Source organism: Pedobacter sp. (assembly GCF_031119335.1).
Classification (GTDB): domain Bacteria; phylum Bacteroidota; class Bacteroidia; order Sphingobacteriales; family Sphingobacteriaceae; genus Pedobacter.
Genome location: NZ_JAVHXT010000015.1, coordinates 103,815 through 116,895 on the forward strand (window position 1 = coordinate 103,815; position 13,081 = coordinate 116,895).

Sequence of the window (13,081 nt, forward strand, 5' to 3'; positions counted from 1 at the left end):
AATTTCTTCTTTAGTTTGATTGATTTTTAATAACCAGGGTTTTGTGGAAACTTATCTCTATTAGTTAACAAGTCTATTTGTGAAGCAGAAGGAATAGGTCTTAGCACGTGGAAATCTTTAATGTTAGGCAGGGCCATCTCATTGTATAGCTTTGCTCTTTCTACTAAAGTACGTGTGCGGGTTAAATCGAACCATCTTTGCATTTCTCCATATAATTCTCTAGTTCTCTCATCTAAAATATAGTTTAGGGTTACCGTGCCACCTGAGATTTGTAAAGCCGCAACAGCAGTTGCATTTTGTGCAGGTGTATTGGTTGTACGGTAAGCCGCCCTAGTTCTTATAGCGTTAATCATGGTTGCAGCATCTCCAGGTCTGTTAGCTTTAAAAGCTGCTTCTGCGGCAATTAGAAAGGTTTCTCCTAAGCGCATTAAAATAATTGGTCTGTCAGAAGCATCGTTAAAGTGCTGTTTTGTTCTATCTAAATGTTTGGTAAGTGTAGGAAACCATTCTGGACCATATTGGGATGGTGCTACAATTACACCTTTAAATGCTTGTCTTTCCGCAACGGTAACTTCTCTTCCTGGCATATAGATAGCAGTATCAACACCTTTTGTAAGAGAAACTGTAACGCCATTTCTTGTTGTCGTAAATGCTGGTGTAGTTGTTTGCACGTCATTGCTCGAAGTAGAAGGTAAGTTCATGATCCAAGCTTTTTGGAAAGTGCCGTCGTATCTTGCATCATTGGTTCTGTTATCGAATGTAGTGTAGGTGTATGGAGTTGGCCTAAATCTACGGAACATACGGCCATTTGCTTGGTCACGGGCCATCATTTGTGTAGTGTTATTTGGCGCTCCTGGGATACCTTCGTTCACGTTTCTAGTTAAGGTGTAGAAGGTAGTCCAATACATATTCAACCTGTTTTCCTTATTGCCGCTAGCAGGTGCATTGGTAGAGTTAAAGCCGCTTTCAGAATACAATGGGTCTGTATTTCTATCTGCAACAAACAATACCTCTTTTCCGTATTCGTTTCCTTCTTTGAAAATGTCAGCGAAATTTGCTTCTAAGTCAATGCCGTAAGTTGCCTTGTTGGTAATTAAGCTGTTAGCAGTTGTGTAAGCATTGTTAAAGTCTGGCACGCCATCACCTTCTCTAGCTGCTGGATCCCAACCTTTGGTGAGGTAAACTTTAGCCAGCAAGTGCATAGCTGCCGCACGAGATGCTCTGCCCTTAGACTGTCCAGCTTGGATATCACCTAATTGTTGCGAAGCTTCGGTCAAATCTTTAATAATAGCTGCATATACGTCTTTTTTAGGCGCACGAAAATCTTCCGTACTTGGTTGGTTATTAAATTTCAATTTTAACGGAACATCTCCAAAGGTTTGCACCAATAGGAAATAATAGAATGCTCTTAAAAACTTAGCTTCCCCTAATAACTTATTTTTCGCTGCATCAGGTATGTCGGCTGTTGGACCTAGTTCCAAAATTCCATTAAGATTATTGATGGGAACATAACTGTTATCCCAAACACCTTGTATAGTTCCGTTTTGTGCATTGATGTTGGTGTAGTTGTGAAAGTCTAAACCTCCATCGCCCCCTCTAATTACCTCATCGGTGCCAGCAACTTGCGAAGAGGTAAAGCCTTCACTTCCCCAAAAATAGCGGGTAGTTGCATAAGATGCGTTTAATCCAGCTTGTAAACCGTCTGCTGTTCTAAACGACTCTGGTCCTAAGTTGGCCCTATATTCAGGTTCTAGTATTTTTTTACAGCTTATTGGTGTAACCGCCGCTAGAGCTAAGGCTAACCATCCTATTTTAATATTTTGATGTATTTTCATTTTCTTATAATTCTAGCTGTTAATTAAAATTTAGCGTTAATACCGAAGATGAATTGGCGTGTAGATGGCAAATCTAATCCAACGGTTATTGCACGCCTATTGTCGATAGCATTGTTTCCAATTGCGCCGCCAACTCCTGTTCCTTCAGGATCTACGCCTAATCCAGATTTTACAAATGGAGAGTAAAGAATGAACGGATTGTTGGCTGTTGCATATACTCTAAGTGAACTTAAGCCAATAGCGTTTGAAAGCTTGTTGGGGAAATTGTAACCAAGATTGATACTTCTCATTTTTACAAAGGAGCCATCATGATAACCCAATGTTGAAGAGTACGGTATGCTCGTAGCACCACCCGCTGGTCTAGGGAAGGCGTTAGTAGGATTGGTTGGTGTCCAATAATCTACTTTAGGTTGATTTACTCTACCATTCAAAAATGCGAAGTAACCTGTGCCTGTGCCATCTGTAGTTAAGTAAGGAACTACAATTTTATTACCTAATCTAGAGAAAAGCACAGCAGATAAATCGAAACCTTTGTAGGTGAAGCGTGTGGTGAAGCCCATAATTACATCTGGTTGGAAAGTGCCGATGATGCTTCTGTCATGATCTGTAATGGCACCATCTGGTACACCATTAGGACCACTGATGTCTGCAATTTTAATTTGTCCAGGTGTTGCTCCATATCGATTAGCTTCTACAGCCTCTGAGGTTTGCCATATACCCGTTTTAGTATAGTCGTAAATCACATTTATAGGTTGGCCAACAAACCATCCGTTACCTATATCGCGTGTTTGACCTTCGTTAGCTAGTCGTTCTATTTTTTCTCTGTTAATGGCAAAGTTAAAATCGGTAGACCATGTAAATCCATCGCTGCCTTTGCTTGTAATGTTTTGCGTGCTGATGTTAAATTCGATACCTTTTCCGCTTGTTGCTGCGGCGTTGGTCCAATAGCTTGTAGCTCCATTACTTCTAGGCAGCTCTTTTTGAACGATCAAATTGTCTGTTTTTTGTTGATAGACCTCAATAGAGCCTGCTATTCTGTTGTTAAGTAATGCGTAATCTAAGCCTAAATTAAACTGTTTGGTGTTTTCCCACCTTAAATCGGCATTAGGTAGCATGCTAATGAAACTTCCCTGTACATTTTCGGTACCGTAGTTATAGTTGTTGTTACTTAAGGAACCTCTAGTTGCATCTGTTGGAATACCTGGATTTCCAGTTACCCCGTAAGAAGCCCTAAGTTTTAGGTTTGAAAATACCTTTTGGTTTTGCATGAAGCTTTCATTGGTAATATTCCATCCAATAGCTGCGGCTGGGTAATTTAAATACTTGTTAACAGGAAATACAGCAGAGCCATCTCTTCTAAAAGTGAAAGTGGCCATGTAGCGATCCTTATAGGCATAATTTAACCTACCCATAAATGACTGTAACCCACCTCTGGTGAAGGCATTTGCTCCGTGATTTATAGCTGTAATTGTTTTTGCTACGAAGAAATTATAGTACTGTATTGATTCGTTAGGAAAGCCTACGCCATTAAAACCGTTGATAAACGAGCGATCTCTTTGTGTAGACCACAAGCCCGTGAAGTTAATTCTGTGATCTTTAGCTATAGTTTTATCATAGGTTAGTAGGTTTTCCATTAATATAGAATAGGCTTCCGCATTTGTTATGCTTGCCGTAGCACTGGCATTATTTGCTGCATCAGGTTTGATGATAGTTCTAGGACCAGAAAATGTACCTCTAGCTTCTTGTCTAAAATCCAAACCTAAATTTAGTTTATATTTTAAGCCTTCAATAATGCTAACTTCTGCATATAACACATTATTTGTTCTAAGCCTTCTTGTGCGGTCCACAATATTATTCCTGTCATTAAGTGTGAGTGGATTAGCAGTTGCTGTTTCATCTACCGTACCTGCTTGCGGATATAATAACATGGAGCCGTCTGCATTAAACGCTGGGGCAAGCGGAGTGATACGCATGGTGGCGTAAAGAGGATTAACGCCAGCTCCATTATTGTAGTTTAGTGTATTTCTTGTGGTTAATCCAATTTTTAGATAGCTGGTAAGCGTAGCATCTATGGTAGTACTTAAAGAATAACGCTCAAAACCAACACCCGTAATTACACCGCTTTCGTTAAAATAACCTGCAGAGATATTGTAATTAATATTCTCAGCGCCACCATTTATTCCTAATTGTTGGTTGGTTACGAAACCCTGTTTGTAAAGATGGTCTTGCCAATTGGTGGAAACGCCGTTAGCAATACCTTGTTGTTCTAATGGAGAATATCCCGCAGAGTATGCTGGCGAGGCCGCATTCCTAAAGGCTACAAATTCTTCTCCATTAAATTGTTGGTATTGGTCACGAACATTGTTGATGCCGTAGAAAGAATTATAACTAAGCGCAGGCTTTCCAATTTTTCCTCGTTTAGAGGTGATTAAAATTACACCGTTGGATCCTCTAGCGCCGTAAATGGCAGTAGAAGAAGCATCTTTTAAGATGTCTATACTTGCGATATCGTCGTTGTTGATTTCGTTGATACTGCCGCCAAAAGGTACACCGTCTAATACAATTAAGGGGTCGCTATTGTTACTTAAAGACCTGCCTCCACGTATTCTGATTTGACCAGCTGCTCCAGGTCTAGAGCTATTCCTGGCAATATCAACCCCAGAAACCCTCCCTTGCAATGCTGCAATAGCATTTGGCGCTGGTACTTCTAATAAGGCTTCGCCTTTAATACCTGCAATTGCACCGGTAACATCAGATTTTTTCTGTTGCCCGTAGCCGATAACCACAACTTCGTTTAGGTTTTTTGAGTCGGGTGTTAACCCTAAGTTATAAAATGATGTGCTTGAGTTGATTGCAAATTCTTTTGTAGGATAGCCTATAAAAGATATTGCAATTGATTTGTCGCCGCTGTTGGCAACTATCGTAAATTCTCCGTTATTGTTGGTTACGGTTGTTTTTCCAGATGGGATTAGTTTTACCCCAGCTCCTGGCATGGGTAAACTGTTTTCGTCTGTAACCTTGCCTTTTAGGGTAGTCTGGGCAAAGAGCAAGGTTGGGCTTAATCCCAAGAAAAGAATGAGTAAAAGCACATTCTTCATGAAAGATTGTTGTCTAGGTTTTTCCATACGGGTCTAATTTGAAAACGATTTGGTTAGTTACGTTTAAATAATCTTAAGTGATATCCGCTTGTTTAAATTTGGCTTAAGGATATTTGGTTAGGGTAAATGTATAAAGTTAAATTTTAATTTGCAACCGATTGCATAACTTTTTTTAACAATCTTTGTTTTTTGGTAGTTTTTAGAGAAAAATAAATTTCTTTTATGCTATCGATTGCATTAACTTTGGTTAACTATTGTTTAAATGGGTTGGTAATTGCACGCTTAGTTAAATAGGAGTAAATTGAGTTAAAAATTAACAACAAAATAAATATGGTAAATTTCAGGCTAGACCAAAAAGTAATTGTAGTTACAGGTGGCACAGGCATTATAGGGAAATCATTTATTAAGGGCATAGTTGCTGCCGGTGGTACGGTTTGTATTTTAGGGAGAAATGAAAAGGTTGCCAAACAGCGGGCAGAAGAAGTTATTGATGGCGGTGGCAAGGCTTTAGCATTGGTGGCTGATGTATTGAATGAAAAGTCTTTAGAAGAAGCTAGAGATGAGATCATCGGTAAGTACGGTAGGATAGACGGACTGGTAAATGCAGCTGGCGGAAATATGCCAGAAGCTGTGCTACAGAAAGATGATGATATTTTTGCGATGAGTATGGATGGCATGCGCAAAGCAATGGACCTTAATTTGTGGGGAACATTATTGCCAACACAAGTTTTTGGAAAGGTAATGGCCGAAAGTGGAAATGGAAGTATTATCAATATATCTTCTATGAGTGCCAAGCGTGTAATAACACGTGTATTAGGTTATAGCATGGGAAAAGCGGCTATTGATTGTTATACCCAATGGTTTGCCGTAGAGTTAGCTAACCGTTATGGCGATAAGATAAGAATGAATGCGATAGCACCAGGTTTTTTCCTTACCGAACAAAATAGAAATTTGCTAACCAATCCAGATGGTACTTATACCGAAAGAGGTAATTTGGTAATCAAACAAACTCCTTTTAAACGCTTCGGAGATACTGACGAATTGATTGGTGCACTGCAGTGGCTCTTAAGCGATGCTTCCCAATTTGTAACAGGTACAGTTATTAATGTAGATGGTGGTTTTTTTGTGAATAGCGGTGTTTAGTTTTTCTCCAAAAAAGCGTCGCTTACGCATAGAGAGTAATTCTTATTCTGCCAATCTTGTAGGAGCGTAACCAAACAACTTCTTAAAAGCAAAAGAGAAGTGTGACAAATCCTCAAACCCTAGATCTAGATAAATTTCTGTTGGTTTTTGTTTTTTCTTGTTGATGAGGAAGTGTGCTTCCTTTAACCTTCTTTTAACTAACCATCTGTTCGGTGTTTCTGAAAATATTTTGATGAAATCTCTTTTGAACGAGGAAAGGCTACGGCCCGTAAGATAGGCGAAGCGTTCTATGCCAACATTAAACTTGTAATTGTGGTTCATAAAAGCTTCCAGGTCTATCTTTTCTGGAATGCCAAAATCAAAAAGAATGTTCACCAAATCTGGATTGGTTTGTAGGAGAATAAGTAGTAATTCTTCCTTTTTAACCTGCTCAAAAGCACCATCTATTTTGTGTGCTCCATTGTAATAAGGCATTAACGAACTTACAAAGTTGGGTACGAGTTCTGTTTTAGCCAGTTCGTAAAAAGCGCCTTTAGCTATGCTTCCGGTTCTTTTCAACTGATGTTTCTGCTGAAACTGTTTTAAAAAATCTTCATCAAATACCACCACTACCTTATCAAAAGCTCCATTGTCTTCTTGCTTGGTATATCTTGCTAAATGGTTCTTTCTTGCCAAGCAATATTCTCCACTTTTTAAAGTGTATTTTTTATCTCCATCATAACCAGTTACATCACCTTTGGCCAAAAACATGAATAAATGCTCTGGTATAAAATGCTCTGGCGAAATTTCAGGGCCAATATAACAAGATGTAATTTCTATTCCTTTAACTTCCATTATTTAACTCCTTTCCACCATTGCTTAAATACTTGCTGGTCGTCGTTAAGGTTTACCACTTCTCCAATCATAGGTGTAACCATCGGAATTTGACCGTTGTTTATTCTAGTAACTTCGTTCAAAGGTTCGTCCCATTGGTGCATACCAAGCGTAAATTTAGACGAATGCACCGGGAAAAAACGTTTCGCTTTGAGATCTTTTGCTGCTTGTACAGTTTCCTGTGGTAAAGTATGAATAGCTTGCCACGCAACGTTATACTGGCCGTTTTCTAAAATTGCTAAATCTATTGGGCCAAATTTGTTGCCAATTTCAGCAAAGTGGGTATCGTAACCACTATCGCCTCCAATAAATATTTTAGCCTTAGGCGTTTCCAAAACGTATGATGTCCACAAAGTGTTGTTGCGTTTAAAGCTACGGCCAGAAAAATGTCTGCCAGGAACGGTATTTAATATCATGCCATTACCCAAATCAACTTTTTCATGCCAATCTTTTTCTATGAGTTGGTCGGCTTTGTAACCCCAATATTCAAAATGTTCGCCAACGCCCAAACCGCAAACTACCTTATCCACTTTTCCTTTTAGCTCAATAATCGTTTCATAATCGAGGTGATCGTAATGGTCATGACTAATTACCAAAAAGTCTATTTTAGGTAAATCAGCTACGCTGTAAATATCTGCACCTTTAAATGCCTTTGTAGTACCAGGCACCGGCGAAGCATTGCCACTAAACACAGGGTCAACCAAAAAGCGCTTGCCTTTAATCTGCATAAAATACGATGAGTGTCCAAACCAAACCAACACATTCGAGTCTGTAGGTAAATTCAATAGGTCGGTTTTAACTGATGGCAGGCTATCTATCGGTTTACGCCTCGGGTGGTCTTTAAAAAACATATCGAACATGATACCGAGCATCGAATATCCTTTTGTTAAATCTGGCGTAAAACTGATATTTTGGAATTTTCCGTCTTTGTAGTTGGGAGATTGTTGTAGGCGCTCCAAACGTTTGCCACTTGGTACTTGGCCAAATTTAGGAGAACGCATGTAGAAATAGGTAGCTATAGCCAATATCAAGGCTAAACTCAATAAGATGATCATGGTGTATTTAAATATTTTGAGTGTTTTTTTCATTAGTACAATTGGAGCAAATTGTTGCCCTTCTTTATTTTCTCAACTTTAATCTATAGCACAAAAGTCAATATAAAAATCGAATATCACTTTGTTAAAAAGCTCAATTTTATTTTGTTGAAAAGTTCAGATTAGGCTTAGGTATTTTTTTTGAAACCGCTAGTTGTATTTTTGGAAAAACAGCCAACCTAGTATATCCCAAAACCAGCGGTTAGTGTCTACTTTGGCTTCGCCACAATCCGTAACGCCGCTTCTAAAAGCAGTAAATTTCGCCAACCTCTGTATCAAACCTATCTTAATATTTTTCTTTAACCAAAGGGATATGCGGTAAGCAATGAGGTGTCCCCAAATTTCTGCTATAAAAGATGCATTGCTAATTTTAAGCTCGGTTTCGTAGGCGTCAAAATAATCTGCCTTAATTAGCCGAACTAGGGTTGCACTGTCTTGATAAAGTTTTTGTAGATGTTTTTTATCATGATAGACCGTAAAATCGATACTTACCACTCGTTCCATCAACTTAACCTGAAGTGGTAGGTTGCCAATTGTATATTTCTTCGTTTCCGTATCGCTCATTTAAAAGATAAAAGTACAAATAGTGTGAGATAAAATATCAAACGTTTGCGTTGTGTAAGTGCTTTAGATAATTTGATTTTCAACATTCATTTTTTTTAACTTACCCCATAATTGATTAAACCACGAATGAAACTATAATGGAAAGACGAGATTTTTTAAAGAATAGTGCTATGGCTGCGGCAGGAATTACCATTTTGCCAAGCGGTTCATTGTTTGCCAAGGATGTAAAGAAGGTAAGGCTGGGCTATATCGGTGTAGGAGCCCGTGGTATGAACCACATTAGGGAAGGGCTTTTAAGAGACGATGTAGAAATTGTAGCTGTTTGCGATACCCAAGAGTGGGCTTTGAAAAATTGTAGAAACGCAATTGCGAAGGCTGGGCGAACTGCAGCCAAAGAGTACACAGGCTCGTTAGATTCTTACAAGGCAATGGTAGACCGCAAAGATATTGATGCGATCGTCATTTCTACGCCTTGGCAGTTTCACCATGAGCAGGCTATTTATAGTATGAACGCAGGCAAATATGTAGGCTGCGAAGTAATTGCTGGATTAACAGTTAAAGAACATTGGGACATCGTAAGAACGTCAGAAAAAACCGGAATGCCTTACATGACTTTAGAGAATGTGTGCTATAGGAGAGATGTAATGGCTGCATTAAATATGGTGCGACAAGGTCTTTTTGGCGAATTAGTGCACCTAGAAGGCGGTTACCAGCATGATTTAAGAGAGGTTTTATTTAATGATGGAAAGCAATATTATGGCGGTGGTGTAGAATTTGGTGAGAAGGCAATTAGCGAAGCGCAATGGCGTACCCAATTTAATATTGATATAGATGGTGACCTATATCCTACCCACGGCGTAGGTCCAATTATGCAGTGTGTTGATATCAACAGAGGAAATCGTTTTACAAACCTCGTTTCTTTTAGCTCAAAGGCTAGAGGTTTGGCAGATTACGTAGAGAAGAAATCCCCAGGCCATCCAAATGCTAAGATTAATTACAAAAATGGCGATGTAACTACCACTTTGTTAAACTGCGCCAACGGAGAAACGGTGATGCTGTCGCACGATACACATTTGCCTCGTCCGTACTCTTTAGGTTTTAGAATTCAGGGCACCGACGGTTTGTGGATGGATGTAAATAAATCGGTTCATATTGAAGGGCAATCAAAGCCGCACGCTTGGGATAAGGCAGAGGAATGGTTTAAGAAATATGACCATCCACTTTGGAAAAAATACGAAGCTAGTGCAGTAGGTGCAGGGCACGGCGGTATGGATTGGTTCGTTTTTAATGCCTTTATCATTGCAGTAAAAGATAAAAAACAAACTCCAATAGATGTTTACGATTCGGTTACCATGAGCGTAATTACACCTTTATCAACCAAATCTTTAAAAGAAGGGAACAAACCGCAGGCATTTCCAGATTTTACTCAAGGCAAATGGAAAGAGAGAAAAAATACCTTTGCATTAGACGATAGCGGATATTAATTTTCGTGATCCAAGTATATTTCAGTATAGCTTTGGATAGATAAAATCGATATAATTTAAATAGAGAAAGCCATCTATGTAGATGGCTTTCTCTATGATATACTAATTAGATTCCTTCTTTATATTTTCAACCAGCTCAGACTCTATAACAATCTTATAAAAAGCCTGCTCATCGCCACCATCATCATTTTTAATAATATCAAGCAAGGTATCAATTGCTTTTTGCCCCTGTATTGCCGGAAATTGCTCTACTGAGGCCAAAGGTGGAAATTCCATATATTCGGTGATTGGAGAGTTTGCAAAGCTCACAAATTCAATTTCCTCATTTACTTTTACACCTACCTTTAAGGCGTGTTTAATAGCAAAAGCCGATACATAATCGTTAAAACATAAAATTGCCGTAGGTCTGCGTTTATGGTTAAGTAAAGTTTCCAACGCTGCAGTTGTTCCTTCTTTTGTCAAATCGCAATTTACGATAACACTCGGGTCAAATTTTAAACGATTTTTTTGCAGAGCTTTAATATAACCCTCTTTTCTTTGTCCGCTTGCTATAAGCGAGTTAGGACCATTTATAAGTCCAATATTTCTATGCCCTCTTTTTAATAAATAATTTACCGCCTCAATACTTCCTGTTTCTATATTACAGGCCACATAATGAATGTTTTTTAAGGGTGGAACTCTATCGAAATAGACGATGGGGATGCCTTGCTTCCTTAATTGCTCAAAGTGATCGAAGTTCGATGTGTTTTTTGATACAGATACTAGTAGTCCATCAATTCGATGTGATTTAAGCTTCTCAACTAACAACTTTTCACGCTCTTCGTCATCATGCGATTGTGCTAATAAAACGGTGTAGTTCTTCTTATAGGCAATATCCTCAATGGCGCTAATTGCAGAGGCAAAAAATGCTTCAGCTAACTCTGGCAAAATTACCCCAATGGTAAACGTCTTTCCTTGTTGAAAGAAAATAGCAGTTTGGTTAGGTTCATAGCCCATTTCATCAGCTGCTGCTTTTACGCGTTGCTGGGTAGATAAGCTAATGCTTGGATGCCCGTGTAAAGCCCTAGAAACGGTAGAAAAAGATAAGTCTAGCTTCTTCGCAATTTCTTTAATGGTTACCGGTTTTTTCATATAGTTGGTGGTGTATACAACAAATATATGATTTTACCCGATAAATTAGATATCAAGCGTTTGCGTCAATTTAATTCAGGGTTATTAACGAAACAATTCTTGTTCATCTCTGTCTACAGTATTAATTCTCTTTAGGAAATCTGCGAATGCAGCGCCATCATTATCTGAATAAGCACCATAAGCATCCAAGATATATCCCATATTCTTATCGCTATCTTCCACCATATATAGCACCGAGCTATCTGCCGGGTCCGACATGCCTTCAAATCTATATGTTTTCACAATGTTCAGGTCTTCGGGGGTATAAATCTTATCTAAAGTTTTCGACTGCATCTTGCCGTGGTCGGTCATTTTTAATTCATTGTCTATCCCCTTAATTCTCAATTTCTCTAATATCTGACTAAGGGTATTCATTTCAATTGGCTGTTCCATAATGTTTAATTTTTTGTATGCTTATAAAACAACCCTATATAGGAATGGTTTTTCTTTTTTCGTGCTAAACAAACTGTATAAAAACCAAAACACACATAATTTGTTCTGCTATCGCCTGCTATTCAATTAGCTTGGTTATCATTAATCAATTAAAAACCTTAGAATATGAAACATTACATTTTATACCTAATGCTTGGCACCGTAACTATATTCAGCAGTTGCGCAAACAAAGAAAGAGAAGTTGCAAACGCTACCTTAAACTCAACTGCAAATAATGAGGCTGTAGGTTCGGCTAAGTTTTATCAACTGTCGGATGGTAAAATCAAGATGGATTTAGAAATTAATATGCCAGAAAAAGCAGATAGTACGGTTGCTGTTCATTTCCACGAACACGGCGACTGCGGTAATATGGGCGAAAATACCCACGGGCACTGGAACCCAACCAACGAACCGCACGGAAAATGGGATTCGGACACTTACCATTCTGGAGATATTGGTAATATTGCGCTAGACGGTAAAGGCCATGCAAAAATATCTGTAAGCACTTCTAGATGGAGCATAGCTGATGGTGATGTGAAAAATATTATCGGCAGAGGAATTATTGTACACGGCGGCACAGACGATTACGAAACACAGCCTACGGGCAACTCGGGGCCAAGAATTGGCTGCGGTGTAATTGCTGCGGTAAAATAGATCATCGCTAGACTTACGAAGTTTTACCAACTTCGTAAGTCATCACCTTCTAAAAAAGCGAAGTAGCTTTTATGGAAATCCAACGGTAGCCGTCATCATCATAAAAACTAAACTAAAAAACGATGGCTACACTTAACGTTCCTCAAAACGGCAAGGCTGTAAGAGGAAGCTCACGCAAACCAATCCCAGGTGTCGATTTAACCGCAATGGTCGATTTGGCATTCCTACTCATTACCTTCTTTATGCTTACCACATCTTTGAGCAAAATGGGAGCTATGGAAATAGCAAAGCCAGTTCCCATTGAAGATGGAGACTTGCAAGAACCTTGGCCTGCTTCCAGAACTATGACCATCCTTCTAGGGAAGAATAACCAAGTAGCTTACTTCCTAGGAGAAGCCCATAAAAGCCCAATGCAAATAACCAGCGTTGCTGAGCTTAAAAAAGCAATATTAGATAATAAGAAACGGGTGGCAGAAACCCATAGCGCCAATGCAGATAAGTCGATGTACGTCATCATTAAACCAACCAGCACATCAGTATATAAAAACTTTGTAGATGTAATTGATGAAATAAGGATCAACAACGTAAATACCTACGCAATAGATGATAAATATCTGCTAGAAGAAGAGATTGGTTTTATGAAAAGCAAAGGGATATAAACTCGTAGTATTGGCGCAAGCGCAATGTCATTATTTAAGGAAATCCGTAGGATTTTAATGTTTATAGCATAAGGT

General features: G+C 38.8%; 11 protein-coding genes. 4 read left to right on the top strand and 7 right to left on the bottom strand.

All coding sequences use genetic code 11. From position 1 onward, the window contains the following. Window positions 1-26: 26 nt before the first annotated feature. The gene (locus REI64_RS15155) at window positions 27-1,835 is read right to left on the bottom strand and encodes a RagB/SusD family nutrient uptake outer membrane protein (RefSeq protein WP_308850982.1); all 1,809 of its coding nucleotides are present in this window, start codon (window positions 1,833-1,835) and stop codon (window positions 27-29) included. A gap of 23 nt (window positions 1,836-1,858) precedes the next feature. Next, window positions 1,859-4,960, bottom strand: a complete 3,102-nt coding sequence (locus REI64_RS15160; RefSeq protein ID WP_308850983.1) for a TonB-dependent receptor — start codon at window positions 4,958-4,960, stop codon at window positions 1,859-1,861. Between the two features lie 303 nt (window positions 4,961-5,263). Here REI64_RS15160 and REI64_RS15165 point away from each other — a divergent pair, with 303 nt between their 5' ends. Beyond that, on the top strand, window positions 5,264-6,076 hold the full coding sequence (locus tag REI64_RS15165; RefSeq protein ID WP_308850984.1) for an SDR family oxidoreductase: 813 nt from the start codon (window positions 5,264-5,266) through the stop codon (window positions 6,074-6,076). Window positions 6,077-6,118: 42 nt separating this feature from the next. Here REI64_RS15165 and REI64_RS15170 read toward each other — a convergent pair whose 3' ends face one another. The 3 genes from REI64_RS15170 to REI64_RS15180 all read right to left on the bottom strand — a co-directional run bounded on the left by REI64_RS15170 (window position 6,119) and on the right by REI64_RS15180 (window position 8,607). After that, the gene (locus tag REI64_RS15170; RefSeq protein WP_308850985.1) at window positions 6,119-6,910 is read right to left on the bottom strand and encodes an AraC family transcriptional regulator; all 792 of its coding nucleotides are present in this window, start codon (window positions 6,908-6,910) and stop codon (window positions 6,119-6,121) included. Next, on the bottom strand, window positions 6,910-8,037 hold the full coding sequence (locus tag REI64_RS15175; protein ID WP_308850986.1) for an MBL fold metallo-hydrolase: 1,128 nt from the start codon (window positions 8,035-8,037) through the stop codon (window positions 6,910-6,912). The genes REI64_RS15170 and REI64_RS15175 overlap by 1 nt, the downstream gene beginning before the upstream one ends. Before the next feature lie 156 nt (window positions 8,038-8,193). After that, complete coding sequence (locus REI64_RS15180; protein WP_308850987.1) at window positions 8,194-8,607, bottom strand: hypothetical protein; 414 nt, start codon at window positions 8,605-8,607, stop codon at window positions 8,194-8,196. A 137-nt stretch (window positions 8,608-8,744) separates the two neighbouring features. Here REI64_RS15180 and REI64_RS15185 point away from each other — a divergent pair, with 137 nt between their 5' ends. Then, the gene (locus REI64_RS15185) at window positions 8,745-10,091 is read left to right on the top strand and encodes a Gfo/Idh/MocA family oxidoreductase (RefSeq protein WP_308850988.1); all 1,347 of its coding nucleotides are present in this window, start codon (window positions 8,745-8,747) and stop codon (window positions 10,089-10,091) included. Window positions 10,092-10,193: 102 nt separating this feature from the next. Here the strand turns inward: REI64_RS15185 and REI64_RS15190 are convergent, their stop codons facing one another. Both REI64_RS15190 and REI64_RS15195 read right to left on the bottom strand, forming a co-directional pair. Beyond that, window positions 10,194-11,222 carry a LacI family DNA-binding transcriptional regulator gene (locus tag REI64_RS15190; protein WP_308850989.1) on the bottom strand — a complete coding sequence of 343 codons (1,029 nt, stop codon included), beginning with the start codon at window positions 11,220-11,222 and terminating at the stop codon, window positions 10,194-10,196. 84 nt (window positions 11,223-11,306) lie between these two features. Beyond that, window positions 11,307-11,654: a hypothetical protein gene (locus tag REI64_RS15195; RefSeq protein WP_308850990.1), complete on the bottom strand. Its 348-nt coding sequence runs from the start codon at window positions 11,652-11,654 to the stop codon at window positions 11,307-11,309. A gap of 165 nt (window positions 11,655-11,819) precedes the next feature. Here REI64_RS15195 and REI64_RS15200 point away from each other — a divergent pair, with 165 nt between their 5' ends. Then, window positions 11,820-12,347, top strand: coding sequence for a superoxide dismutase family protein (locus REI64_RS15200; RefSeq protein ID WP_308850991.1), 528 nt, complete (start codon window positions 11,820-11,822; stop codon window positions 12,345-12,347). A gap of 122 nt (window positions 12,348-12,469) precedes the next feature. Continuing rightward, entirely contained in the window at window positions 12,470-13,006 is a 537-nt protein-coding gene (locus REI64_RS15205) for a biopolymer transporter ExbD (RefSeq protein WP_308850992.1), read from the top strand. Window positions 13,007-13,081 lie beyond the last annotated feature (75 nt).

Bases quoted from the DNA above. Each gene is read 5' to 3' on its own strand.
- REI64_RS15155 (WP_308850982.1), bottom strand. From the start codon at position 1,835: ATGAAAATACATCAAAATATTAAAATAGGATGGTTAGCCTTAGCTCTA.
- REI64_RS15160 (WP_308850983.1), bottom strand. From the start codon at position 4,960: ATGGAAAAACCTAGACAACAATCTTTCATGAAGAATGTGCTTTTACTC.
- REI64_RS15165 (WP_308850984.1), top strand. From the start codon at position 5,264: ATGGTAAATTTCAGGCTAGACCAAAAAGTAATTGTAGTTACAGGTGGC.
- REI64_RS15170 (WP_308850985.1), bottom strand. From the start codon at position 6,910: ATGGAAGTTAAAGGAATAGAAATTACATCTTGTTATATTGGCCCTGAA.
- REI64_RS15175 (WP_308850986.1), bottom strand. From the start codon at position 8,037: ATGAAAAAAACACTCAAAATATTTAAATACACCATGATCATCTTATTG.
- REI64_RS15180 (WP_308850987.1), bottom strand. From the start codon at position 8,607: ATGAGCGATACGGAAACGAAGAAATATACAATTGGCAACCTACCACTT.
- REI64_RS15185 (WP_308850988.1), top strand. From the start codon at position 8,745: ATGGAAAGACGAGATTTTTTAAAGAATAGTGCTATGGCTGCGGCAGGA.
- REI64_RS15190 (WP_308850989.1), bottom strand. From the start codon at position 11,222: ATGAAAAAACCGGTAACCATTAAAGAAATTGCGAAGAAGCTAGACTTA.
- REI64_RS15195 (WP_308850990.1), bottom strand. From the start codon at position 11,654: ATGGAACAGCCAATTGAAATGAATACCCTTAGTCAGATATTAGAGAAA.
- REI64_RS15200 (WP_308850991.1), top strand. From the start codon at position 11,820: ATGAAACATTACATTTTATACCTAATGCTTGGCACCGTAACTATATTC.
- REI64_RS15205 (WP_308850992.1), top strand. From the start codon at position 12,470: ATGGCTACACTTAACGTTCCTCAAAACGGCAAGGCTGTAAGAGGAAGC.